The 23,794-nt window shown below is 74.0% G+C and carries 21 protein-coding genes; 10 read left to right on the top strand and 11 right to left on the bottom strand.

All coding sequences use genetic code 11. The features are described from left to right. Positions 1-92: 92 nt before the first annotated feature. The gene (locus tag FH969_RS08085) at positions 93-584 is read right to left on the bottom strand and encodes an acyl-CoA thioesterase (RefSeq protein ID WP_108719539.1); all 492 of its coding nucleotides are present in this window, start codon (positions 582-584) and stop codon (positions 93-95) included. A gap of 114 nt (positions 585-698) precedes the next feature. On the opposite strand from FH969_RS08085, the gene FH969_RS08080 reads away from it, so the two are divergent. Continuing rightward, positions 699-2,255 (top strand): Hsp70 family protein, encoded by a 1,557-nt coding sequence (locus FH969_RS08080; RefSeq protein WP_108719540.1) that lies wholly within the window; start codon positions 699-701, stop codon positions 2,253-2,255. Between the two features lie 105 nt (positions 2,256-2,360). Here the strand turns inward: FH969_RS08080 and FH969_RS08075 are convergent, their stop codons facing one another. Together FH969_RS08075 and FH969_RS08070 are read right to left on the bottom strand one after the other, a co-directional pair. After that, the gene (locus FH969_RS08075; RefSeq protein ID WP_246071778.1) at positions 2,361-3,290 is read right to left on the bottom strand and encodes an acyl-CoA thioesterase; all 930 of its coding nucleotides are present in this window, start codon (positions 3,288-3,290) and stop codon (positions 2,361-2,363) included. After that, the gene (locus tag FH969_RS08070) at positions 3,287-3,757 is read right to left on the bottom strand and encodes a globin (protein ID WP_108719541.1); all 471 of its coding nucleotides are present in this window, start codon (positions 3,755-3,757) and stop codon (positions 3,287-3,289) included. The genes FH969_RS08075 and FH969_RS08070 overlap by 4 nt, the downstream gene beginning before the upstream one ends. 114 nt (positions 3,758-3,871) lie before the next feature. Between FH969_RS08070 and FH969_RS08065 the strand changes: the two genes are divergently transcribed. Then, positions 3,872-4,102: a PTS sugar transporter subunit IIB gene (locus tag FH969_RS08065; RefSeq protein WP_108719542.1), complete on the top strand. Its 231-nt coding sequence runs from the start codon at positions 3,872-3,874 to the stop codon at positions 4,100-4,102. Positions 4,103-4,111: 9 nt separating this feature from the next. Here FH969_RS08065 and FH969_RS08060 read toward each other — a convergent pair whose 3' ends face one another. Then, entirely contained in the window at positions 4,112-4,990 is an 879-nt protein-coding gene (locus tag FH969_RS08060) for a mechanosensitive ion channel family protein (RefSeq protein WP_108719543.1), read from the bottom strand. A 59-nt stretch (positions 4,991-5,049) separates the two neighbouring features. Between FH969_RS08060 and malQ the strand changes: the two genes are divergently transcribed. Both malQ and FH969_RS08050 read left to right on the top strand, forming a co-directional pair. Then, entirely contained in the window at positions 5,050-7,257 is a 2,208-nt protein-coding gene (gene malQ / locus FH969_RS08055) for a 4-alpha-glucanotransferase (RefSeq protein ID WP_139986858.1), read from the top strand. Beyond that, positions 7,254-7,715 carry a PTS sugar transporter subunit IIA gene (locus FH969_RS08050; protein WP_108719545.1) on the top strand — a complete coding sequence of 154 codons (462 nt, stop codon included), beginning with the start codon at positions 7,254-7,256 and terminating at the stop codon, positions 7,713-7,715. Before malQ ends, FH969_RS08050 begins: the two co-directional genes overlap by 4 nt. A gap of 213 nt (positions 7,716-7,928) precedes the next feature. On the opposite strand, the gene pepN is transcribed toward FH969_RS08050, so the two are convergent. The 5 genes from pepN to FH969_RS08025 form a co-directional block, all read right to left on the bottom strand. Further along, complete coding sequence (pepN, locus tag FH969_RS08045; RefSeq protein WP_139986857.1) at positions 7,929-10,577, bottom strand: aminopeptidase N; 2,649 nt, start codon at positions 10,575-10,577, stop codon at positions 7,929-7,931. A 285-nt stretch (positions 10,578-10,862) separates the two neighbouring features. Further along, on the bottom strand, positions 10,863-13,106 hold the full coding sequence (locus FH969_RS08040; protein ID WP_139986855.1) for a DUF7507 domain-containing protein: 2,244 nt from the start codon (positions 13,104-13,106) through the stop codon (positions 10,863-10,865). Positions 13,107-13,148: 42 nt separating this feature from the next. Continuing rightward, positions 13,149-13,793: an alpha/beta hydrolase gene (locus FH969_RS08035; RefSeq protein ID WP_139986853.1), complete on the bottom strand. Its 645-nt coding sequence runs from the start codon at positions 13,791-13,793 to the stop codon at positions 13,149-13,151. 28 nt (positions 13,794-13,821) lie between these two features. After that, entirely contained in the window at positions 13,822-14,385 is a 564-nt protein-coding gene (locus tag FH969_RS08030; RefSeq protein ID WP_139986851.1) for a hypothetical protein, read from the bottom strand. A 29-nt stretch (positions 14,386-14,414) separates the two neighbouring features. Continuing rightward, positions 14,415-15,275: a VOC family protein gene (locus FH969_RS08025; RefSeq protein WP_108719550.1), complete on the bottom strand. Its 861-nt coding sequence runs from the start codon at positions 15,273-15,275 to the stop codon at positions 14,415-14,417. A 78-nt stretch (positions 15,276-15,353) separates the two neighbouring features. Here FH969_RS08025 and FH969_RS08020 point away from each other — a divergent pair, with 78 nt between their 5' ends. The 3 genes from FH969_RS08020 to FH969_RS08010 all read left to right on the top strand — a co-directional run bounded on the left by FH969_RS08020 (position 15,354) and on the right by FH969_RS08010 (position 17,353). After that, complete coding sequence (locus FH969_RS08020; RefSeq protein WP_108719551.1) at positions 15,354-15,938, top strand: MarR family winged helix-turn-helix transcriptional regulator; 585 nt, start codon at positions 15,354-15,356, stop codon at positions 15,936-15,938. Positions 15,939-16,056: 118 nt separating this feature from the next. Continuing rightward, a complete protein-coding gene (locus FH969_RS08015; protein WP_139986849.1) occupies positions 16,057-16,737 on the top strand; it encodes a mycothiol-dependent nitroreductase Rv2466c family protein in 681 nt (226 codons plus the stop codon). Between the two features lie 10 nt (positions 16,738-16,747). Next, positions 16,748-17,353, top strand: a complete 606-nt coding sequence (locus FH969_RS08010) for a hypothetical protein (RefSeq protein WP_108719553.1) — start codon at positions 16,748-16,750, stop codon at positions 17,351-17,353. 7 nt (positions 17,354-17,360) lie between these two features. Here FH969_RS08010 and FH969_RS08005 read toward each other — a convergent pair whose 3' ends face one another. Both FH969_RS08005 and FH969_RS08000 read right to left on the bottom strand, forming a co-directional pair. Next, complete coding sequence (locus tag FH969_RS08005; RefSeq protein WP_108720249.1) at positions 17,361-18,725, bottom strand: GNAT family N-acetyltransferase; 1,365 nt, start codon at positions 18,723-18,725, stop codon at positions 17,361-17,363. A gap of 77 nt (positions 18,726-18,802) precedes the next feature. After that, complete coding sequence (locus FH969_RS08000) at positions 18,803-20,848, bottom strand: M13 family metallopeptidase (protein ID WP_246071777.1); 2,046 nt, start codon at positions 20,846-20,848, stop codon at positions 18,803-18,805. A 238-nt stretch (positions 20,849-21,086) separates the two neighbouring features. On the opposite strand from FH969_RS08000, the gene FH969_RS07995 reads away from it, so the two are divergent. The 3 genes from FH969_RS07995 to FH969_RS07985 all read left to right on the top strand — a co-directional run. Beyond that, positions 21,087-22,109 (top strand): GNAT family N-acetyltransferase, encoded by a 1,023-nt coding sequence (locus FH969_RS07995; RefSeq protein ID WP_159096578.1) that lies wholly within the window; start codon positions 21,087-21,089, stop codon positions 22,107-22,109. 100 nt (positions 22,110-22,209) lie between these two features. Beyond that, the gene (locus tag FH969_RS07990) at positions 22,210-22,686 is read left to right on the top strand and encodes a ribose-5-phosphate isomerase (RefSeq protein ID WP_108719556.1); all 477 of its coding nucleotides are present in this window, start codon (positions 22,210-22,212) and stop codon (positions 22,684-22,686) included. Between the two features lie 360 nt (positions 22,687-23,046). Continuing rightward, the coding region (locus FH969_RS07985; RefSeq protein WP_139986845.1) for a DUF222 domain-containing protein at positions 23,047-23,794 on the top strand (748 nt) is incomplete at its 3' end.

The raw sequence follows: 23,794 nt of genomic DNA, 5'->3' as shown, positions 1-23,794 counted from the left end.
CCGTCGGGAGCACCGTGCCACGCCGTCGGGAACGCTGCGCGCCGGAGCCGTGCTCGCCGTCGTCCGCTCGGTGGCCGAACGAGCGCCGCGCGTCAGCGCCGGTGCCGGAAGACGAGCGGCTCGTCGACGATCGGCTCCCACGCCGCGCGCTGGGCGCGGGTGAGGCGGGTCGGGGCGCCGGTCGCCGTCGTCACCATGACGAGCGTGGTCGCCGCGATCGTGTAGGCGGGCGTCTCCAGGGGCGGGCCGGTGCGCTCGAGCTCGGGGTCGCCGTCGTGCACCGAGTAGCACAGTTCGAGCGAGGACCCGCCGAGCCGACCGATCCACAGCTGCACGGTGAGACCGCCGCGCAGGTAGGGCACGGGCCGCAGGTACTCGATCTCCTGACGAGCCACGAGGGTCTGCGTCGCGGCGCCCGGGCCCATCGTGAGCACCGCGGTGGACCACGGCGAGCGGGTGTGCGCGTCGGCCCAGAACGCCTGGATCCGCGCCTCCTCCAGAAGCGTGAACGCCGCGGCGTTGTTGACGTGACCGTAGGCGTCGAGGTCCGCCCAGCGGACCGGGATCTGCACGCGCAGCCGCACGGTTCCTCCTCGGATCGGGCGGCCCACGCCGCCCCCCGGTTCTACCACGCCGGTCCCCGCCGCCGCAGACGAGTGTCCCGCCGGGGGCGTCCGCGCCCGCAGTAGGGTCGGGCCATGCGTCTCGGAATCGACCTCGGCACGACCCGCACCGTGGTGGCTCGGGTGGACCGAGGCAACTACCCGGTCCTGTCGTTCCCCGACGCGCACGGCGACCCGCACGAGTTCGTCCCCTCCGTCGTCGCGCTGGAGGGCGACGAGCTCGTCTACGGCTACGCCGCCGAGGCCGCGGGTCACGCCGGCGCCCCGGTCCTGCGCTCGTTCAAGCGCGTGCTCGGCGACCCGGAGACGACGCCCGCGACGCAGGTCGACTTCGGTGGTCGCTCGGTGCTCCTCCTCGACCTCCTCACCGGCTTCCTCGCCGCGCTGCGCGAGGAGATCGCGCGGGCCCTCGTCGAGGAGGGCGACGGCCTCGACGGCGAGGACGCGCCCGACGGCGAGCCCGCCTCACCCGCCGTCCCGCCCCTGGAGGTGGTCGTCTCCGTCCCGGCGCACGCCCACAGCGCGCAGCGGTTCGCGACGCTCGAGGCGTTCCGCCGGGCCGGGTTCGACGTGCTCGGGATGGTCAACGAGCCGTCCGCGGCGGGCTTCGAGTTCACCCACCGCCAGCCGCGGTCGCTGTCCTCGCGGCGCACCCAGGTGATCGTCTACGACCTCGGCGGCGGCACGTTCGACGCGTCCCTCGTGCGGGCCGACGGCACCCGGCACGAGGTGCTCGGCTCCACCGGCGTGAACCGCCTTGGCGGCGACGACTTCGACGAGGTGCTCGCCGACGTCGCGGTGCGCACCGCCGGCACTGCGGCCGAGGGGCTGCGCCGCGCGGACTGGCGCGCGCTCGTGGAGGACTGCCGCGAGGCCAAGGAGCGCCTCACGCCGCAGACCCGGCGGATCGCACTCGAGGTCGGCGGCCAGAGCGTCGTCGTGGGCGTGGAGGACTTCTACGAGGCCGCGTCCCCGCTCGTGGAGCAGTCCGTGGCGGCGATGGAGCCGCTCGTCGGCCGGCTCGACGTCGGCTCGATCGGCCAGAGCCTCGCGAACGTGGCCGGCATCTACCTCGTCGGAGGTGGATCCGGGCTGCCGCTCGTGCCGCGTGTGCTGCGCGAGCGGTTCGGCCGCCGCGTTCACCGTTCGCCGTACCCCGGTGCGGCCACCGCGATCGGGCTCGCGATCGCAGCCGACCCGGCCTCGGGGTTCACGCTCACCGACCGACTCTCCCGCGGGTTCGGGGTGTTCCGCGAGCGCGACGCCGGCCGCGGGCTCGCGTTCGACCAGATCTTCTCGCCCGATCACGAGGTGCCCGTGGACGGCGTCGCCACGGCAACCCGGCGGTACGTGGCCGCGCACAACGTCGGCTGGTTCCGGTACGTGGAGTACACCGAGGTCGACGGCGAGGGCGAGCCCCGCGGTGAGCTCGTCCCGTTCGCGGAGGTGCTGTTCCCGTACGACTCGTCGCTGCGCCACCACGGCGACCTCGCCGACGTGGCCGTCGAGCGGCGCGAGGGTGGTCCGCAGGTGGAGGAGCGCTACACGATCGACGCGCGCGGGATCGTCGAGGTGACGATCACGGACCTCACGACGGGGTACGCGCGGACGTACGGGCTCTCGGCGCGCTGACGCGGGTTGCGGCGCAACCGATCCGTGACCGTGACTCAGCGTTCGGCGCGCTGAGGGAGTTCCCGCTCTCGGCACCGAACCGGTCCGGCGCCGGAGCAGCCGGCCTCAGGGCTCGGTAGGACCCTGCGGCGACCGAGCCGCGCGCGCAGCGGCGTCGCGCAGGCGCACCATGCCCTCCTGGGCGATGGTCGCGACGAGGCGACTCTCGCCGTCGTACACCCGAATGGTGCCCAGGCCGCGCCCGCCCGAGGCGGTGGGGGAGGCCTGCACGAAGAGCAGCCACTGGGTGACGTCCACGTCGCGCCGCCACCACATCGCGTGGTCCAGGCTCGCGACCGACAGACCGGGCGTGCTCCACGACATCCCGTGCGCGCGCAGCACTGGCTCGAGCACCACCTGGTCGCACGCGTAGGCGAGCAGCGCGGCGCGCGCGCTGCGGTCCGCCCACGCGGGCAGCTCGCCGTGCGCGCGTACCCAGGTCGCCTGCACGGGCGAGCCGGACGGGTCAGGCCCGAGGTAGATCTGCGGCTCGACCGAGCGGATGTCGAACGCCGTCTTCGGGGCGAGGTAGCGACGGATGATCGCGGGGTCGGAGCGGAACACGTCGTCGCTGCTCGGCAGCTCCTCGGGCGCGGGAACGTCCGGCGGGACCTCGATCGCGTGCTCGAAGCCCTCCTGGTCCTCCTGGAAGGAGGCGATGAGGGAGAGGATCGGCACGCCGTCCTGCACCGCGTGCGTGCGGCGCGCGGAGAACGAGCGACCGTCGTGCAGGACCTCGACGGCGAGCTCGAGCGGGACGTCCGGGTCGCCCGGGCGCAGGAAGTAGCCGTGCAGCGAGTGCACGTACCTGTCCGACGCGACCGTGCGGCCTGCGGCGATCAGCGACTGCGCGAGGACCTGGCCGCCGTAGATGCGGCGGTTCACGTGGGGGTGGGACTGCGCGGCGAAGGTGGTCTCGCCGGTGCGCTCGACGTCGAGCACGCGGCCGATCAGCGCGAAGGCCTCGGCGCCGGTGGGCACGGACTCGTCGGTCACAGCAGGCTCCTCCGCGGCGTGGTCGGGTCGACGGGCGAGTGGTCGTGCCTGTCGTCGGGCGCGTTGAGCATCGCGTGCGCGGCGCGCTCGAGGTAGTCCCACAACGTGGCCTCGGCGAGCGGGGCGAGGTCGAGCGAAAGCAGCGCGGCGCGCATGTGCGCGAGCCAGCGGTCGCGTGCGGTCGGCGTGACCGCGAACGGGGCGTGCCGCATCCGCAGGCGCGGGTGGCCGCGCTGCTCGGAGTAGATGGTCGGGCCGCCCCAGTACTGCTCGAGGAACGCGGTGAGCCGCCAGCGGGCACCGTCCCAGTCCTGCTGCGGGTACATCGGGGCGAGCACGTCGTCGGTGCGCACACCCTCGTAGAACCGGTCGACGAGGCGGACGAACGTCTCGTGTCCGCCGACCTCCTCGAAGAACGTCGCGGCGGGCCGGGGGAACGCGGCGGATCGCTGCGGCGGGGAGGTCACCTCAGCAGGGTAGTCGGCCGTCCGGCCGGGTCGCGGACTAGAGTGACCGGAGGTACATCGCGCGTCACAGGCCTTGTCCCCGTCCCGTTCACGTCACGCACCCGGAGGTCCGCCATGGCCAAGGAGAACGAGTTCCTCACCGACCTGGGCGGAGCCGCGAACGTGCTCGAGATCGAGCCCTGCATCACGCGGCTGCGGGTCGAGGTCGCCGACCCGGCGCTCGTCGACGACGCCGCCCTGAAGTCCCACGGTGCGTTCGGCGTGGTCCGGTCCGGCCGAGTGGTCCAGGTCGTCGTCGGGCCCGAGGCCGACGAGCTCGCGGCGCGGATCGACGCGCTGCGCTAGCCACGCCCCTCACGCCAGCTTGATCCCGGTGCGGGTGAACTCCGCGTAGAGCCGCCGCCGCAGGATCGAGGCGAGCTGCTGGTTCTGCCCGGGCTGCGCGTGCACCCGCACCTGGAGCACCGCCGCGCCGCCGGAGATGTCCGACACCCGAACCACCGGGTCGCGGTCCGTCAGGGCCACGGCGGCGAGTGCCGGGTCGGTCAGCTGCTGCCCGACGAAGGCCTGCACGTCCTCGCGCACCGTGCTGAGGTCCGTGTCGGGGGCGAGGGCGACCTCCACGACGGCGAGCGACCAGCCCTGCGACTCGTTCGCCACCCGCAGGATCTGGCCGTTGCGGACGTACCAGAGCCGGCCGTCGTCGTCGCGCAGCGTCGTGACGCGCAGGCCGACCTCCTCGATCGTGCCCGCGGCGAGGATGTTTCCGAGCGCGCCGAGCTCGACGCGGTCACCGACGTTGTACTGGTTCTCCACCAGCATGAACAGGCCTGTGACGACGTCGGAGACGAGAGACTGAGCGCCGAACGCGACCGCGATGCCGACCACCCCGGCGGACGCGATGAGCGGCGCGATGTTCACGCCGAAGGTGCCGAGGATCATGATGAGCGTGACGACCCCGACGACCACCCCGATCGTCGAGGCGAGCAGCTGGTGCAGCGTGCGCAGCCGGCGGATCCGCGCGTGATCGGCGGGCACGTCCCCCAGCGTCAGGGTGACCCGGCCGGTCGTGTCCACGGTGGGCAACGGCGCCCGCTGCAGCCGGTTCATCACGCGCGTGAGCATCCAGCGCAGCACGATGACCGTCAGCAGGCCGAACAGGGCGATGATGAGCGCCCTCAGGGGGGCGCCCGTGAGCCAGGCCCACGCGTCGTTGATCTGATCCTCTGCCACAACTACAGGGTAGGTGGCGCTCGATCTGGCAGGATCAGCGCGAGAGAAAGGGCAAATGGATGACAAACGACGCCGATCGGGCAGCTCCGTCGGAGCAGCTGCGCGACCTCGCAGAGCGGTACGGCATCTCCACCGAGTACTGGTCGTTCTTCGGCGATCGCGTGCACGTGCCCGCGGCCACCCTGCGAGCCGTGCTCGAGGCCATGGGAGTGGCGACCTTCACCGAGGAGCAGGTGCACACCGCCCTGGCCGAGCGCGACGCGCAGCCGTGGCGTGAGCTCGTGCCCCCCTCGCTCGTGCTGCGCGAGGGCGCCGAGCACGCCGTCGACGTGCGGGTGCGCGACGGGCACGACGTCACCCTCACGCTGCGGCTGGAGGACGGCACCGAGCGCACGCTCGAGCTGCCCGACCAGGAGCCGGAGCGACGTGACCTCGACACCGGGACCGTGTGGGGGCTGCGTGCCCCGCTCCCCGCGGACCTGCCGCTCGGCTGGCACGCGGTGCACGCCGTCGAGCACCGCCTCAGGGGCGGAGAGACGGGCGGCGACGCGGGCGGTGAGGCGGTGCGCGAGGCGACCTGCGTCGTGGCGATCACGCCCCAGCGCCTGCCCGAGCCCACCCTGCGCCCCGGCCTCGGCGGCCGGGGCTGGGGGCTCATGGCCCAGCTGTACTCGGTGCGCTCCCGCGCCTCCTGGGGGATCGGCGACTTCGCCGACCTCGCCGACATCGCGCGCCTCGTGGGCGAGCGGGGCGGTGACTTCGTCCTGGTCAACCCGATCCACGCCGCCGAGGTGGCCGGCCCGATCGAGCCCTCCCCGTACCTGCCCACGTCGCGGCGGTTCGTGAACCCGCTCTACCTGCGTCCCGAGGACATCCGGGAGGCCGCGTACCTGCCCAGCAGCCAGCGCGCGCTGGTGGAGTGGGCGCACGACTCCGTCCGCGCGTCCAACACCGATCCCGCGCGCATCGACCGCGACGCCGCCTGGAGCGCCAAGAAGGCCGCGCTCGAGGTCGTGTTCGCGGCGCCGCGCTCGGCCGGGCGCCAACGCGCGTTCGAGGCGTACGTGGCTCGGGAGGGCCGGCCCCTCGCCGACTTCGCGCTGTGGTGCGCGCTGCAGGAGCACTTCGAGGGCACGGTCGAGCCGGAGGAGGCGCACGACGTCACCTCGCCGCTCGTCGCCCGGCTGCGCACCGAGCTCGCGGAGCGGGTCGAGTTCTACGAGTGGCTGCAGTGGATCGCGGACGAGCAGCTCGCCGCCGCGCAGGCCAGCGCGCACGAGGCGGGCATGAGCGTCGGGGTCATGCACGACCTCGCGGTCGGGGTGCACCCGGAGGGCTCGGACGCGTGGTCGCTGCGCCGGATGTACGCCACCGGCATCACCGTCGGCGCGCCCCCGGACATGTACAACCAGCAAGGGCAGGACTGGTCGCAGCCGCCGTGGCGGCCCGACGCCCTCGCGCGGGAGGCGTACGCACCCCTGCGCGACATGATCCGCTCGCTGCTGCGGCACGCGGGCGCGCTGCGGATCGACCACATCATCGGGTTCTTCCGGCTGTGGTGGATCCCGGCCGGCCAGGGCGCGGGCAACGGCGCGTACGTGCGCTACGACCACGAGGCGATGATCGGCGTGCTCGCGCTCGAGGCGCACCGCGCGGGCGCCGTCATCATCGGCGAGGACCTCGGCAACGTGGAGCCGTGGGTGCGCGAGTACCTGTCCTCCCGCGGGATCCTCGGTACCTCGGTGCTGTGGTTCGAGTACGAGGACGGTCACCCGGCGCCGCCGGAGCACTACCGCCGGCTGCTGCTCGCCACCGTCAACACGCACGACCTGCCGCCGACCGCCGGCTACCTCGCGGGCGAGCACGTCGACCTGCGCGCGCGGCTCGGCCTGCTCACCGAGCCGGTGGAGCACGTGCGCGCCGAGGCGGAGCGAGAGCGCGACCAGATGCTCGGGATCCTGCGCGAGCGCGGGCTCATCGGGGAGTACCCCTCGGAGCGGGAGATCGTCGAGGCGTTGCACGTGCACCTCGTCGCCTCCGACTCGTTGCTCATCGGCGTCGCGCTCGTCGACGCGGTGGGCGAGCGTCGCGCACAGAACCAGCCGGGCACGTTCCGCGAGTACCCCAACTGGCAGATCCCGCTCGCCGACTCCTCCGGTCACGCCGTGCTCGTGGACGAGCTCGACGACGTCGTCCGGTTCCAGTCGCTCACGGCCGCCGTCGACACCGCGCTGCACCGCTGGTCGCAGGAGCGGGGGCTCGCGTGACGCTCGACGTCGTCGCTCCGGTCGCCGGGCGCGTGGTCGCACTCGCCGACGTGCCGGACGAGGTCTTCGCCTCGGGCACCACCGGGCCCGGTCTCGCGATCGTGCCCGACGGCGAGGCCGGGGTCCTCGACGTCGTCGCACCCTGCGCGGGGCTGCTCGCCTCGGCGAAGCCGCACGCCCTCGTGGTCGAGGCGGGGTCGTTCGGGGTGCTCGTGCACCTCGGCGTGGACACCGTGACGCTGCACGGCCGAGGATCGGAGCTGCTCGCGGTCGGTGGGACCACCGTCGAGGCCGGTCAGCTGCTCACGCGGTGGGACGTCGGCGTGGCCGCCGCAGCCGGGCTGCCGCTGGTCACGCCCGTCGCGGTGTTCGAGCTGTCCGAGCTCGACGTCACCCCGCTCGTCCCGCTCGGACACGTCGTCGCGGCGGGGGACCCGCTGTTCCGCGCGAAGCGCTGACGCCCGAAGGGGCGGGTCGCTCGTCGTCTCGCGGTGCGTCGCCCTGCCCGATGTGCGCAGCTCGCCCGGTGCGCGCCGCCCTCCCGGTGCGCGCCACGCGGAGAGCGCGCGCCACCCGCCCGGCGCGGCCGGCGCACTGACCGCACCGACGACGAAGGGGCCGCCTCCGGTCGGACGGAGGCGGCCCCTTCGGTGTGTCGGCTCAGCCGGGGCTCAGCCGACGGCGCCCGCGGCGCCCGCGGCGCCCGCGGCACCCGCGGCGCGGTCCGCCGCCTGGGCGCGGAGCTGGCGGCGCACGCCGTCGGCGGCCTCGACCACGAGCCGGCGCAGCGCCGGCGTGCGCTCGCCGAGCGAGGCGAGGAACGCGTCGGTGAGGGCCAGGACGTCCACGCCGTACGGGGCGTCGAGGTCGGCGAGCACGGCGGGGTAGAGCCCGACGACGACGTTCTGCGCCATCTCGCCCGTCTTGTCCGCCCAGACCGTCTCGAGTGCGGCGAAGTAGCGCTCCACGAACGGCACGAGCAGCGCCGGGTCGTGGCTGCGACCGAAGCCTCCGATCGCCGCGAGCTGCTGCGCGTTCGGCAGGGCGTCGGTGTCGACGACCTGCTGCCACACGAGCTCCTTCGCCTCCGCCGTCGGGAGCGCGGCGCGCGCGGCGGCGACCGCCTCGGCGCCGGTGGCCGTGTTGTCCGCGGCGAGCTCGGCGTCGAGCTCCGACTCGCCGACGGCGCCGCCGGTCGCGAGCGCGATCAGCAGCTCCCACCGCAGGTCGACGTCGAGCGTGAGGCCGGCCAGCGTCGTCGTGCCGTCCCGCAGGTCGGCGAGCCGCGCGAGCTGCTCCGACGTACGGGCCCGCAGCGCGTAGGACTTCAGCAGCTGCAGCTGGATGTCCGAGCCGGGCGCGGCCTCGGTGACGAGGATCCAGAGCCGCTCGGCCGCGTCGGCCGCGACCTGATCGCGGGCTGCGGGGTCGACGAGCTGGCTGATCGCCTGGTGCAGCTGACGCAGGAGCACCATCACCACGGTGGAGTCGGTCTCGGCGGTGACGTTCGCCAGGACGAGGTCGACGAACGCACCAGCCGGCCACTCGCCGTCGCGCGTCATGTCCCAGGCCGCGCTCCACACGAGCGCACGCGGCAGGGAGTCGGGGAACAGCCGGAGCGAGCCGAGCGCGGTGGCGAGCGACCGCTCGTCGAGCCGGATCTTCGCGTAGGCGAGGTCGCCGTCGTTCACGAGAAGGAGGTCCGGGCGGGTGAGCGGACGCGGCAGCGGGAGCTCGGTGAGCGCGCCGTCGATGTCGTACTCGAGGTACTCGGTGCGCTCGAGCGCACCGTCGACGAGGTCGTAGAAGCCCACCCCGACGCGGTGCGGGCGCAGCGTGGGCCACTGCTCCGGTGCGGTCTGCCTGATGGCCAGCCGCGCGATGGTCTCGCCGTCGGTCTCGATCTCGGGGGAGAGCGTGGTGACGCCCGCCTGCTCGAGCCACACCCCGGACCAGCCCGACAGGTCGCGCCCCGACGTCGCCTCGAGCTCGGCGAGCAGGTCGCCCAGCTCGGTGTTGCCGTGCGCGTGCTTGCGGAAGTAGGCGGCGACCCCCGCGAGGAAGTGCTCGGTGCCCACCCATGCAACGAGCTGGCGCAGCACCGACGCGCCCTTGGCATAGGTGATGCCGTCGAAGTTGACCTCGACGTCCTCGAGGTCGCGGATCTCGGCGACGATCGGGTGGGTCGAGGGGAGCTGGTCCTGGCGGTAGGCCCAGGACTTCTCCAGCGAGTTGAACGTGGTCCAGGCGTTGCTCCAGCGTGTGGCCTCGGCAGCGGCGAGCGTGGAGGCGTACTCCGCGAACGACTCGTTGAGCCACAGGTCGTTCCACCAGCGCATCGTGACGAGGTCGCCAAACCACATGTGCGCGAGCTCGTGCAGGATCGTCACGGCGCGCCGCTCGATCGTGGCCTCGGGCACCTTGCTGCGGAACACGTAGCGCTCGAGGAAGGTCACGGCGCCGGCGTTCTCCATCGCGCCCGCGTTGAACTCCGGGACGAACACCTGGTCGTACTTCGCGAACGGGTAGGGCAGCTCGAACGCGGCCTCGTAGAAGGCGAAGCCGCGCTGGGTGATGTCGAGGATCTCCTCGACGTCGAGGTGCTGCGCCAGGCTGGCGCGGCACAGGACGCGCGCGGGGACGGCGCGGCCGTCGGAGCTCGCGATCGTGCCCTCACCGCCGCGGTACGGACCGGCGATGACCGCCGTGACGTAGCAGGGCAGCACGTCGGTGGGCTCGAACGTCCAGGTGGCGACGGCGCCGCGCGCGTCGGTGGCGTCGGCGGTTTCCGTGTCGGTCGCGTCGGCGCTTGCCGGGACGGGCTCGGGCGTGGGGGAGTTGGACACGACGGTCCAGTGCGCCGGCGCGGTGATCGTGAACTGGAACGTGGCCTTGAGGTCGGGCTGCTCGAAGACCGCGAACACGCGGCGGGTGTCGGCGACCTCGAACTGGCTGTAGAGATAGACCTCGCCGTCGACGGGGTCCACGAACCGGTGCAGACCCTCGCCGGTGTGCATGTACTCGCACGCCGCGTCCACGACGAGCACGTTGTGCTCGGCCAGGTCGTCCAGCCGGATCCGCGAGTCGGCGAACACGTCGGCGACGTCGAGCTCGCGTCCGTTCAGCGTGACCGCGTGCACCTGGGGTGCGATGAGGTCGATGAACGTGCTCGCGCCGGGCGTCGCGCCGAACGTCACGGTGGAGACGGACCGGAAGGTCTTGTCGTCCTGCGCGAGGTCGAGCGCGACGGCGTAGCTCTCAGTGGTCAGGACGGCGGCGCGCGTGGCCGCCTCGGAGCGGGTGAGGTTCTCCCCGGGCACGGACTCTCCTTCGACGTGGGTGCGGCGCCGGGTCACGGCGTCGCTGGGCCGGGAACCATCCTCGCACCGGGCACGGACATCATCAGCGCCCACCCCCGCGAGAGGAGCTTGGTCCTTTCGCGAGAGGTTTTTCGTCCTTTCGCGAGAGGATCTTGGTCCTCGCTGGGAGGATCGAGCTGTCGAGCGGACCGCAGACATCACCCCGCGAAAGGACGGACTTCCTCTCGCGAAAGGACGGACTTCCTCTCGCGAAAGGACGGACTTCCTCTCGCGAAAGGACGGACTTCACCTCGCGGACGGGGTGGGAGGGCCGTCCGTGCCCTCGCCGGCGCCCGGCTCGCCGGCGCCAGCCCCAGCGCCCGCGAGCGCAGCCTGTCGGCGGCGCAGCCCCACGATCAGCGCAGCCACCAGCCCCGCGGCCGCGAGCGTGCCGAGCGTCCACCACAGCGCCGCGCTCGAGCCGCCGCCGTCGTCGGCCACCGGAGCAGCCTCCGCGGTGGCCGACCCCTCGTCGGTCACCTCCTCCGCCGCGACGACCGTGAGGGTCGCCGTCGCCGACCCCTCGACCACCTCGCCCGCCGTCGTCACCGCGGACACGAGCACCTCGTTCTCGAGGTCCGCGTCCGCGGTCCCGGCCAGCAGCACCGTGATCGAGCCACCCGGCGCGAGCGACTCCTCGCGTGCCGTGCGCCCGATGCCCGCGTCGACCGCGACGAGATCGGTGAGCGCCGCGTCGCCGTTGTTCGTCACCACCACCTGCCACACCACGTTCTCGCCCTGCGGCACCTCGGCCGAGTCGGCGAAGTCGCCGGTCGCCTGACCGAGGTCGTCCGCGGCGGCGACCTGCTTCGTCACCGTCAGCGCGCCGGTTCCGCCGACGTAGTACGCGTCGTCGGCCGCCGAGATCTCTCCGGCGCTCGACTGGCCGGTCACCGTGACGGTGTTGCGGTAGTCGCCCGCCCGCGCCCGTCCGGTGGCCGTCAGCGCGGTCTCGGCGCCAGGCGCCAGCGACTCGATCTCGCCCGAGAACACCACGGGGCCGTCGGTCGCGCTCGTGGTCTCGCGGTCGGTCACCGTGAGCCCCGTCAGCGGCAGCGTTCCGGTGTTGCGGACGGTGTAGGTCCACGTCAGGTCGTCGCCCGCGGCCACCGCGAGGCCCGGCGCGGAGTCGGTGGTGCTCCCGTTGACCTGCTTGACCACCGTGAGTCCCGCATCGCCCGCCTGGAACCATGTCGTCGCGGAGACGGCGCCCGGCTGCTGCTCGAGCCCGGTGCCGTCGCCGGTCACGGCCACCGCGGTCACGTCGGCCTGCAGCGACCACTGCCCGGCGCCCGCCGTCACGTCGGCCGTGAACGTCCGGGTGGCGCCGGGGGCCAGCGGACGGTCGTCGGACCCGGACGCCTGGACCGGCTCCGATCCGCCGCCGGTCGCGGCGAGCGTGATCGTCGGCGCGATCGTGGCGAGGAAGGTGTCCCCGGTGTTCGTCACCGTGACGTCCGCCGAGACAGGCGCCCCGCTCGCCACCAGGGGTCCGGGCGCCGCGCCGGCGCTCACGCCGTTCGCGGCCACCGCCACGGTGAACGACGGCGTCCCCCCGTACAGCGCCGACGTGTCCGCCCCGGCCACCGGGCCCAGATCACTCGACGCCGTGGCGCCCGCGACGAGCGAGAGCTGACCCGCCACGACCGTCACGCTCGTCTCGTACGCCTGGGTCTGGCCCGGGTCGAGGGAGTCCCAGGACTGCTCCGCGCGGACGGGCGTCTCGCCGCGGACGGTGCCCACGACGTCGAGCGCCACGTCGGTCAGCGCGACCGAGCCCGTGTTGGTCACCTCCACGCGCAGCGGGACCGTGTCCCCGACGGCGAAGCCCGGCCCCGGCGGTCCGGTCACCGCGGCGCCGTCCACCAGGGCGGTCACGGTGAGACCGGTGTCGCCGCCCGTGTACCAGGAGGTGTCGCTCGCCGTCACCGGATCGCCCGACGGCGGGCCCGGCAGCACGATCGGCGTCGAGCTCGCCGTGACGGTGTTCTCGAACTGGCCCGCGAGGGCCGTGCCGGTGGCCTCGAGGACGACCTCGTCGCCCGGCTCGAGCACGAGCAGGTCGGACCCCTCCGGCGGGTCGGGCAGCGGCACGTCCCGGATGCCGTTGGCGCCGTCGCCCGCGGTCCAGGCGTCCTGCACGGAGTCGAGCACGAGGTCAACGGTCCCCGTGTTGGCCACGAGGTAGGTCCACGTCACGGTCGACCCGGTGGCCACGAGCGGGCCGGGGGCGTCGGCGACCTGGAGCCCGTTCGTGAGCGTCACGACGGCGAGCTCCGGCTCGCCCGGATCCGTCGCCTCGTCCGCGTCACCGCTCGCGGGGTCCGTCGCGGGGGCGTCCGCCGAGGGAGCGTCGCTCGCCTCCGCGGAGACGTCGGGACCGCTCGGACCGGGGGAGTCCTCACCCGCGGCGGTCGCGGACGCTCCCAGCAGCCCCAGCCCGAAGGCCGTGAGGGCGGCCACCACCACTCGCCCGCCGCGTGCGCGCATCCCAGCCTCCGTCGTCGATGACGAGTGGAGGCTAGCGCGCAGTCAGAGCAGCGTGCGCAGGAAGGCGCGCACGTCCGCGATCTCCTCGCCGCCGACGGCGTGCGGGAGCCCCGCGTAGGTGCGCTCGGTGAGCGAGGCGTGCGTCGCGAGCCACGCCGAGGTCGCCGCCGTCGCCGCCGCCGGGATGACCGGGTCGGCCGTCCCGTGTCCGAAGAACACCGGTACGCCCTCGCCCGCGAGGCGCTCGTCGGCCGCGGCGTCGTCGGGGTGCCCGACGCCGATGAACCCCGACAGCGCCACGACGCCGGCGAACCGGTCGGGGTCGGCGCGCAGCGCCTGGAGCGCGACGGCCGCGCCCTGGGAGAAGCCGAGCGCGACGGCGGTGCGTCCGTCGGCGTGCTCGTCCAGCCACGCCAGCACCGCCTGCGCCGCCTCCTCCAGATCCCCGCGCTCGGCCCCGAGCAGGGGGCCGGCGAACGTGAGCGGGAACCACGCCCACTGGTTCGGCCCGAGCGCGAGGGGCGCGCGCAGCACGGCGGTCTCGCCGGGGTGGGCGAGGTGCGGCAGGAGGGGGAGGAGGTCGTGCTCGTTGGCGCCGTACCCGTGCAGCACGAGCAGCAGCGGGGTCCTGGTGTCCTCGGGGTCCTCGCCCGGTGCGCGGAGCGTGGCCGCGTCGTCGATCCTCACCGGATCAACCTAGCCGCGCCGCCAGACCTCACCCGATCCGGGCACCGGCGGCAGCGATCCGCTCGAGCGCGACCGGGGGCACGAAGTCCGCCGGGAGCGCCACGACGTACGGCGCGACGAGGGAGCTGATCCGCAGGCGGAGCACCACGGTGCCGCCGCGTCGGCGCACCCGACGCACGTCGCCGTAGGCCGCGGTGCGCGAGAGATTGGCGCCGGCGACATGCATCCCGGTCGCGTCCCAGGTCACCGTGAGCGTCCCGGTCGGCCCGAGCTCGTGCCGCGCGCGCGAGGCCGCCAGCGCGTTGCCGAGCGGGAGACCGATCCCGATCCCGATCCCGAGCACCACGAGCACGACGACGCCCACGCCCACCATCCCGGGCACCGACCAGTCGCTGATCGCACCGGTGAACAGCACGAGGACCACGACGGCGACGCCCATGCCGATCCACAGCGTGGGGAACAGGGCGGTCCGGCGCAGGGCGCGCGCCCCGGCCGTGATCTCCTCGGCCGCGAGCGCGCGGCTGATCGTCAGGTGGTCGCCGGTCGGGCTCGAGCCGAACGAGGGCACCGGGGGCGGTGGCAAGGAGGACACCGCGTCATCCTGCCAGCGCTCGAGCCTGCTCAGGCGGCGGGAGCGAGCCGGACCACCGACCCCCACGGGTCGGCCACGGTGATCGCCCGACCGTCGTCGGCGACGGCGTGTCCGTGGTGGCGCAGCCGGGCCGCGGCCGCCTCGACGTCGTCGCGCGAGGGCACCGTGACCGTCACCTCGCCGAGCCCGAGGGTCGCCGCGCGCGCCGGAGCGCCCGCGGAGTTCCACACGTTCATGCCGATGTGGTGGTGGTAGCCGCCCGCGCTGACGAACAGCGCCCCGGGGTAGTCGCTCACGGTCGGGGTGAAGCCGAGGTGGTCGGCGTAGAACGTGCGCGCCGTCGCGAGGTCGCCGACCTGCAGGTGCACGTGCCCGACGGCGCCGCCGCGGTCCGCGAGGTCCGCCACCACGTCCTCGCGCAGGTGGGCGTCGAGGTAGGCCTGCGGGTCCAGGTGCACGGTGGTCATGACGATCGTGCCGTCGGCGTCGGTCCAGCCCGACCGCGGCCGGTCCCGGTACAGCTCGATGCCGTTGCCCTCGGGGTCGGTGAAGTAGAACGCCTCGGACACGTGGTGGTCCGAGCTGCCCGCGAATCGGGAGCGCGGGTCCTTCGCGGCGGCGAGCACGGTCGCCGCGAGCGTCGCCTCGTCCGGCAGCAGCATCGCGGTGTGGAACAGGCCGGCCTGGTTGCGCGCCGGCCGCGGCAGGCCCGGGGTGTGCACGAGCCGGATCACTCCCGTGCCGCGGCGCCCGAGCAGCACGGAGCCGCCGCCCTGCTCGATCGGAGTGAGCGCGAGGGCGCTGGTGTAGTAGGACTCCATCCCCGCCAGGTCCTCGACGTGCAGGGTGAGCGTGTCCATGTGGGTCGCGTCGGCGAGGATCTCGGGCATCGGGTCTCCAGGTGAAGTAGTTGATCTGGCAACCAAATTAGTGCGCTATAGTTGTTGTGTCAACTAAAGGAGGGCACCATGACCGACCTCGCCGACGCCGTCGTCGCCCCGCCCGCAGCAGACCCGTCAGCCGTAGCAGCCCCGGCCGGCACAGCCGCCCCGGCCGGGCCGGCGCGCCGCGACGAGGAGCCGCGCTGGCTCTCGCCCGTGGAGCGCGCCGCCTGGCTGCGCCTGCTCGCCGTCGTCGAGCTCCTCCCCGGTGTGCTGGACACCCAGCTGCGCAAGGACTCCGGGTTCTCCCACTTCGAGTACCAGACGCTCGCGATGCTCTCCGAGGCGCCCGAGCGCACCCTGCGGATGACGGCCCTCGCGGAGCGGACGAACGCGACTCTGCCGCGTCTGTCCCACGTGGTGACCCGCCTCGCCGAGCGCGGCCTCGTCGAGCGTGCCGCGTGTCCGACCGACGGACGTGCCACGAACGTGATCCTCACGGACGACGGATGGGCCGCCGTCGTGGGTGCCGCTCCCGGCCACGTGCGCACCGCGCGCGAGGCCGTGCTGGACGCGCTCAGCCCGGCCCAGGTGGCCGCGCTCGGCGAGATCGCGGCGCAGATCCTCACCCGCCTGGACCCCGAGGGCCGGATGACCGACCCGGGAGCCTGACGGCGCGTCCCCGCCCGCTCGCACCGCCGCGAGCATCGCTGGGAGCACCGCCTTGCCCCGCGCCCGGCGTGCGCCGTCGCGGCGATCCGTGACAAGGTGGGCGCCGAGGAGGTTCCCGATGACCGCAGAGACCACCGCCGGCGCGGCCGCCGACGCGAGTGCCACCCCCGAGCTGACGCCGACCGAGCAGGAGCTGCTCACCCGGCCGCGCGTCGACTTCTGGTTCGACCCGATCTGCCCCTGGGCGTGGATGACGTCCCGGTGGATGGTCGAGGTCGCCCGGCAGCGCGACGTCGACCTGACGTGGCACGTGATGTCGCTCGCCGTCCTCAACGAGGGCCGCGACCTGCCCGAGAACTACCGCGCGCTGATGGACCGCGCCTGGGGTCCCGCGCGCGTCGCGAACGCCGTCCGCGAGCAGCACGGTGACGCTGCGGTCGGGGAGTTCTACACCGCGATCGGCACGCGCATCCACCCCGGTGGCGAGGAGTTCGAGCCCGCCATCGCCGGCGCGCTCGAGGACGTCGGCCTTCCCGCGGACCTCGCCCGGTTCGCCGACTCCGACGAGCTCGACGAGAGCCTGCGCGCCTCGCACGGCGAGGGCATCTCGCTGGTCGGCGAGGACGTCGGCACGCCGGTCGTCTCGATCAACGGCACGGCCTACTTCGGTCCCGTGGTCACCCCGGCGCCCAAGGGTGAGGCGGCGCTGCGCCTGTTCGACGGTCTCGTCCTGCTCACCTCGGTGGACGGCCTGTACGAGCTCAAGCGCACCCGCACGTCCGGCCCGGTGTTCGACTGAGGAGCCGGCCGTGAGCGCGACCATGAAGCGGTGGCTCATCGGGTTCGCCGTGCTCGACGTCGTCCTGTTCGCCACCCTCCTCGTCCTCCTGGTCAGCCAGGGGCCGGGCGGCAGCGACGACGCGGACGCCACGGCGACCGCGACCAGCTCGTCGACGCCCGCTGCCGGCGCGACGGACGGGACGGACGCCTCCCCGGCTCCGTCCGCCGACGCGACGGCGAGCGGCACCCAGGAGTTCACCCCGCCCGAGGGCGCGCTCGCCCTCGCCGACTTCACGCTGCCGAGCCGCAACATCTCGTGCGCGCTCACGGACGAGCAGGCCGACTGCTGGATCGCCGAGGCCACGTTCACGCCGCCCGCGGGCGACGCGTGCGAGTGGCGCGGTCAGCTCGTCGTCATGACGAGCGACGGCGTCGCGATGCCGTGCCCCGACGCCGCACCGGGACCGGGCGCGGACGGCGTGGCCGTCCTGGAGTACGGCCAGACCACCGTGGTCGGTCCCTGGATGTGCACCTCGAGCGACTCCGGGCTGGAGTGCAGCTCGCTCGCCGACGGCACGGGCTTCACGCTCGCGCGCGCCAGCTTCACGAGCTACGGGCCAGGCCGCCTCGCCTGAGAGGGCGTCAGAAGTCGGCCATGCAGACCGGCGCGAGCGGCCAGCCGAACGCCGCCGCGGCGGCGGCGCCCGCACCCGGCGTGACCTCGCGCACGAGCCCCGCTGCCACGAGCGACGCGAGCCCGATGCCGCCGAGGTAGGCGGCGCCCAGCTCCGCGACGTCGAGCGCGAGGCCCGACGGCGTGGGGTCACCGTCGGCCAGTCGCGTCACCCGCGCGCCGCTCGGCCCGCCCTCGACCCGCCACCGTCCGGCGTTCGCGGGCAGCACGGTGTCGGTGACCTCGAGGACGACGTCGACCGGTGCGGCGTAGGCGCGGGCCGACAGCGCGGCCGGGAGGTCCACGATCCGCACCCAGACGTTGTCGGCCGTGCGGAGCTTCGCCGAGCGCAGGTTGACCAGCTGTCCCAGCAGGGGAGCGTCGACGGCGAGCCCGCCCAGGCGCACCGTGCCCATGAGGTCGAGGTCGGTGAGCGTGCCCCAGAGCGCGCGGTTCGCGGCGCCGTCGACGGCGGCCCACAGGCCCGCGCGCACGGTCCCCTCGGGGCCGGTCGGGCCCCAGGACTCCTTGCGGCGGAACAGGCAGAAGGCGCGCGGGTCGCCGTCGGCGTCGCGCACGACGGCGATCCGGCGCAGCTCGGCGCCCTCGCGCCAGTCCGGGACCTCGGCGAAGTAGTTGCGCAGGTGCGCGTCGCGGCGAGGGAACAGCTCTCCGGGCCGGGCGGCCCGGTCGAGCAGGTCGGCGACCAGGGCGAGGTGACGGTCCTCGGACGCACGCTCGAGCGAGCACGTCAGCCCTTCGGTCCCGGGGACGTCACGCAGCGCGACGCCGCGGCCCAGCTGCACGTCGACCGAGCGCGCCGCGAGGCCGTAGCCGTACCGGCCGTAGATCTCGGGCTCGGCGGCGAACAGCGCCGAGACCGGCTCGCCCCGCTCGGCGGTGCGCTGCAGGTGGGTGGTGAGCATCGCCGTCGCGAGTCCGCGCCGGCGGTGGCCCGGGTGCACGCCGACCCAGGTGAGGCCGGCGGCCGGCACCGCGCCGCCCGGGACCCGCAGATCCGCCTCGTAGGAGGCGTGGACGGCGACGAGACCGTCGCGCTCGTGCCGCACCCCGACGGTGCGGCCCTTCTCGGGCACGAAGTGTGTGTTCTCGAGCGCCTCGGTGGGGTAGACGAACGAGAAGGCCCACTCGTCGACGTCGATCATCGCCGCCTTGTCGGCGTCGTCGGTCGGGTCGAGCTCGACCGTGGTGTAGCCGGGCGCTCCCGGCTGCACGAGGACGCTCGCGGTGGGTGCGGATGCGGGCACGGATGCGGCGCTGCTCGCGTCGGGGCGCTGCTCCTGCTCGGCGGCGGGTACCTCGGTGAGGGTCATGGCCGACATCCCAGCACCGCGGCGCGCGCGCGGGCCAGGGATTTCCCGCGGGCGCGCGGGCCCGGAGACCCCGCCGGCTACCAGATGCGGACGCGCTCGCTCGGCTCGAGCCACAGCGCGTCGCCGGGCTGGACGCCGTAGACCTCGTGGAACTCGTCGAGGTTGCGGACCACGCCGTTGCAGCGGAACTCCTCCGGCGAGTGCGGGTCGACCGTGAGGAGCCGCAGCACCTCGGCGTCGCGTCCCTTGCACCGCCAGATCAGGCCCCACGCCTCGAACAGCTCGCGCAGGCCGGCCGCCTCGTCGTCGTCCGTCGTGCCCTCGGGCGAGGCCGCCCGGTCCGCGCGCGCCAGCCGGTACGCGGTGATCGCGATCCCGAGCCCGCCGAGGTCGCCGATGTTCTCCCCGAGCGTGAGCTGCCCGTTCACGTGCGGTCCCTCGACGAGCTGCGTCGGGCGCACGGCGTCGTACTGGTCCACCAGCGCCCGGGTGCGTCGCTCGAACTCCACCTTGTCCTCGGGTGACCACCAGTTCACGAGGCGACCTGCGCCGTCGTACTCGCTGCCGTGATCGTCGAAGCCGTGGCCGATCTCGTGCCCGATCACGGCGCCGATGCCGCCGAAGTTCGCGGCGTCGGAGGCGTCGGGGGAGAAGAACGGCGGCTGGAGGATCGCCGCGGGGAACACGATCTCGTTCATCCCCGGGTTGTAGTAGGCGTTGACCGTCTGCGGGGTCATGAACCACTCGTCGCGGTCCACCGGCCCGCCGAGCTTCGTGAGCTCGCGCGCCGTCTCGTGCCGGTTCGCGGCGCGCACGTTGGCAAGCAGGTCGGGCCCGACGGCGAGGTCGGAGTAGTCCTTCCAGCGCGCCGGGTAGCCGATCTTCGGCGTGAACGCGGCGAGCTTCTCGAGAGCCTTCTCGCGTGTCGCGGGCGTCATCCACTCCAGGTCCTGGATCGAGACGCGGTAGGCCTCGACCAGCCGCTGGACGAGCGCGTCCATCCTTGCCTTGTGCTCGGGCGGGAAGTGCTCGGCGACGTAGAGGCGCGCGACGGCGTCGCCGACGGCGCCCTCGACGAACCCGACGCCGCGCTTCCACCGCTCGCGCTGCTGCGGGGCGCCGGTGAGCCGGCGGCCGTAGAAGTCGAAGTTCTCCGCGGAGATCGCGTCCGTGAGGTAGGGCGCGCGGGAGCGGACCACGCGCCACGCGAGCCACGTGCGCCACGTCTCGAGGTCGACCTCGCGCCACGCCTGCGCGAACGCCTGGAGGTAGTCGGGCTCGCGGACCACGACGTGCTCGAGCATCGCGTCGGTCAGCCCGAGGCCCTCGGCGTACGCGGCGAGGTCGAAACCGTCGAGCGCGACGGCGAGCTCGGCCCGCGTCGTCGGGTTGTAGGTCGCGACGGCGTCGCGGTCCTTCACGCGGTCCCAGTGCCCCGCGGCGAGCCGGGTCTCCAGGGCGAGGATCGCCGTCGCCCGGGCGTGCGCCGTGGGCTCGTCCGCCTCGGTCGCCAGGACGAGCTGGCGGGCGACGTGTCCGGGGTAGGCCTCGCGCAGCGCGGCGTTCGCCTCGTCGCGGTAGTAGGACTCGTCGGGCAGGCCCAGTCCGGACTGGTAGAGGTGGAGCGCGTAGGAGTCCGGGTCGCCCGCATCGGTGTCGACGTAGAGCCCGAACGGACCGCCCACGCCGGTCGCGGCCAGCGCGCCGATCACGCGGGCCAGCTCGGTGCGGCCGGCGGCACCCGCCACCAGCGCGAGGTCCTCCTCGAGTGGCTGCGTGCCCGCGGCCTCGATCGCGGCGGTGTCCATGAAGGAGGCGTACAGCGTGGCGACCTGGCGGGACTCCAGCGAGGCCTCGGGGGAGCCGTCCGCGGCCTCGACGATCGCGCGGACGTCCCGTTCGGCCTCCTCGGCGAGGCGGTGGAACTCCCCGTAGCGGGCGCGGTCGGCGGGGATCTCCGCCTCGGCGAGCCAGCGCCCGTTGACGTGGCGGTAGAGGTCGTCCTGCGGCCGGACCGTGGGGTCGCCGCCGGTGGCGACGAGGTGGGCGTGGTAGGCGGCGTCGGTGGCGGCGGGCTCCGGGGTGGTGGCGGGGGAGGCGGCTGCGATGTTCTCGGCGGGCACGATGTCGATGCTAGGCGAGAGAATCGGCTGGCCCGATCTGGTGCCCCGATGGTGCACTGGGCGCATGGCCACCACGAGCGAGACGCCGCGCGTCGACGACGGCGATGCCACTGACCGTGCCACTGACCGCGCCGCTGACCGCGGTACTGCCCCCGCCTCTGCCACTGCGTCTGCGTCTGCCGCCGACGGTGCAGGCGCACCCGGCGCACGCGCCGGTCTCGCGCGGCTGTGCGACCGCGTGTCCCCGCCGCGGCTGCCGACTCTCGCGCACCCCGATGTCGCGACGTGGCGCCCGGTCGAGCTGACCGACGTCGATGTGGTGACGGCGCTGCAGAAGGCGATGGACGCCGTCGACCATCCCGACTGGACCACGCCGCGCGAGGACGTCGAGGACGAGCTGGACGCGCCCCACGTGACGCTGACGCGCGACTCGGTGCTCGCCGTCGGGCACGACGGCGAGGCGCTCGCCTGGGGACTGATCGAGCTCATGCCGGGGCGCGAGACGCGCGTGCAGGCGTACGCGAACGGGGGTGTGCACCCGCGGGCGCGCGGGCGCGGCATCGGGCGCGTGCTGCTCGCGTGGCTGACGGCGCGCGGCGTGCAGCAGATCGCCACGTGCGAGGAGGCGCTGCCCGCGTGGGTGCGCAGCGGCGCGGACGAGCGCAACCGGGGCGGCATGGCGCTGCACGAGCGGCTCGGGTTCGTCCCCGAGCGGTACTTCACGACCATGGAGCGCGACCTCGTCGGTGCGGCGGGGGAGTCGGGCGAGGCGCTCGCGGTGGTCGAGCCGCCCGTGCCCGACGGCGTGCGGCTCGTCCCGTACTCGGCCGACCGCGCGCAGGACGCGCTCGACGCCCGCAACGACGCCTTCCGCGACCACTGGGGCAGCCAGCCGCGCACGCCCCAGGAGTGGGCGACGTTCGTGGGCGGGGAGCTGTTCCGCGAGGACCTGTCGTGGCTCGCCGTCGACGAGGCGGACGTCGTGCTCGGGTTCGCCCTCGTCAGCGCCAACCCCGAGGACTGGGAGCTCCAGGGCTACACGAGCAGCTATCTGGGCGTGCTCGGCGTGGTCCGGGCGGGCCGTCGGCGCGGGATCGCGCCGGCGCTGCTCGCGCGCTACCTGCGGGCCACGCGCGACGCGGGGCTGGACCGGGCGGTGCTCGACGTCGACACGGCCAACCCCTCCGGCGCGCTCGGGCTGTACGAGCGCGCGGGGTTCGTGGCGACGAACCGCTCCGTGGAGTACGTGCTCGAGGTCTGAGGGTGCGCGTGCGCGAGGTCTGAGGGTGCGGGTGGTCGGCGCGCGCCAGGCGGACTCCCGCGGGCTCCCGACCCGAGGGGGGCCGTGCCACGATGGGCCCATGCGCATCCACATCGCCTCCGACCACGCCGGTTTCGAGCTGAAGGAGGCGCTCGTGGAGCACCTCGTCGCCGCCGGTCACGACGTCGTGAACCACGGGGCCCTCACCTACGACCCGCAGGACGACTACCCCGCGTTCTGCATCGCGGCCGCCGAGGCTACGGTGGCCGACGGCGGAGGGGACGGGTCCGCCGTCGCGCCCGCCCTGGGCATCGTGATCGGCGGGAGCGGCAACGGCGAGCAGATCGCCGCGAACAAGGTGCGCGGCGTGCGGGCGGCCCTGGCCTGGAACCTCGACACCGCGCGGCTGGCGCGCCAGCACAACGACGCCAACGTGCTCGCGATCGGTGGTCGGATGCACACGGTCGAGGAGGCGACGTCGTTCGTCGACGCGTTCGTGGCCGAGCCGTTCTCGCAGGACCCGCGGCACGCGCGCCGGATCGCCCAGCTCACCGAGTACGAGGGCGCGCGGGGCTGAAGCTCCGCATCGCGGGCGATCGCGCGGCGACTGGTGGCCGCGCCTCATGTCCACCGAGACCGACCGTCGATGGAGCTGACGGTGTCGGCACTCGCCGGGGACTCGGCGAGGTGGGCTGACGGGTCCGCCGAGGGTTGCGGGGAGGTCGGTCGCGGCGCGCTGAGGGTTGCGGCGAGGTGGCGGTCGCGGCGCGCTGAGGGTTGCGGCGAGGTGGCGGTCGCGGCGCGCCGCGGGGCTCGACAGGGGGGACTTCGCGGGTTGTCCCCAGGCACTCCCGGAGTCGACCCGAGACTCTCCTTGTGGATATGTTTGCGCAGTTCAGGTCTTGTAGATCGCACAAGTGTGTCCTAGACTCGCTACATGGCCGCCCCGCTCCTCCTCGACCCCGCGCACCACGCGCAGGCCGACCTGGACGCTGCCCTGGCCACCCTCGAGACCATCGTCGAGCACGAGACCCTCACCGCCCCCACGACCGAACGAACCCTCCACTTCGCCGAGCTCGTCGAGGCCACCACCCGGCGCCCGACCCGCCTGCAGCTCCATCTCGCCGCCGCTCTCGAGCACGCCACCACCGACGTCCCCTCCGGGCAGGGCCTCCTCGTCGACCACGGCGGAACTCTCCCGGGACCCGCCCTCGTGCCCGACCCGGCTGACACCAGTGACGGTTCCTGCCGTGCCGGCGACCGCGCCGACATCGTGGGGTGCTCGGGCGACACCGGCGGCGTCGATTCCGCCCCGGGTCCCGGCCCGCGTACCCGCTATGCGCGGGCGCGGGACCTGCTGCGGATGCGGTTGCGGATCAGTGGCGCCGAGGCCGGCCGCCGCATCCGCCTCGGCCACGCCCTGACCCCTCGCACCACTCTCAGCGGGGAGGTCGTTCCTGCCGAGCGCCCCGTCCTTGCGTCGGCGCTGCCGCACCTGGACCGGGAAGCCACCACCGGGGTCCTGCGCGCCCTCGAACGCGTCGCCGCCGTGCTGGACCACGAGGACGTCACCGAGCTCGAACAGGTCCTCACCAGCCACGCCACCACGTTCGACCCCGACCAGCTGCGCCGGATCGCCACCCACGCCGTGGCCGTGGCCGATCCCGACGGGGCAGCGCCCAGCG

Origin of the sequence: Miniimonas arenae (assembly GCF_006351005.1) — a bacterium.
GTDB classification, from domain to species: domain Bacteria; phylum Actinomycetota; class Actinomycetes; order Actinomycetales; family Beutenbergiaceae; genus Miniimonas; species Miniimonas arenae.
This window is presented reverse-complemented; position numbering and strand designations above follow the sequence as displayed.

Bases quoted from the DNA above. Each gene is read 5' to 3' on its own strand.
- FH969_RS08065 (WP_108719542.1), top strand. From the start codon at position 3,872: ATGGCCAAGGAGAACGAGTTCCTCACCGACCTGGGCGGAGCCGCGAAC.
- FH969_RS07990 (WP_108719556.1), top strand. From the start codon at position 22,210: ATGCGCATCCACATCGCCTCCGACCACGCCGGTTTCGAGCTGAAGGAG.
- malQ (WP_139986858.1), top strand. From the start codon at position 5,050: ATGACAAACGACGCCGATCGGGCAGCTCCGTCGGAGCAGCTGCGCGAC.
- FH969_RS08025 (WP_108719550.1), bottom strand. From the start codon at position 15,275: ATGCCCGAGATCCTCGCCGACGCGACCCACATGGACACGCTCACCCTG.
- FH969_RS08015 (WP_139986849.1), top strand. From the start codon at position 16,057: ATGACCGCAGAGACCACCGCCGGCGCGGCCGCCGACGCGAGTGCCACC.
- FH969_RS08005 (WP_108720249.1), bottom strand. From the start codon at position 18,725: ATGACCCTCACCGAGGTACCCGCCGCCGAGCAGGAGCAGCGCCCCGAC.
- FH969_RS08080 (WP_108719540.1), top strand. From the start codon at position 699: ATGCGTCTCGGAATCGACCTCGGCACGACCCGCACCGTGGTGGCTCGG.
- FH969_RS08040 (WP_139986855.1), bottom strand. From the start codon at position 13,106: ATGCGCGCACGCGGCGGGCGAGTGGTGGTGGCCGCCCTCACGGCCTTC.
- FH969_RS08020 (WP_108719551.1), top strand. From the start codon at position 15,354: ATGACCGACCTCGCCGACGCCGTCGTCGCCCCGCCCGCAGCAGACCCG.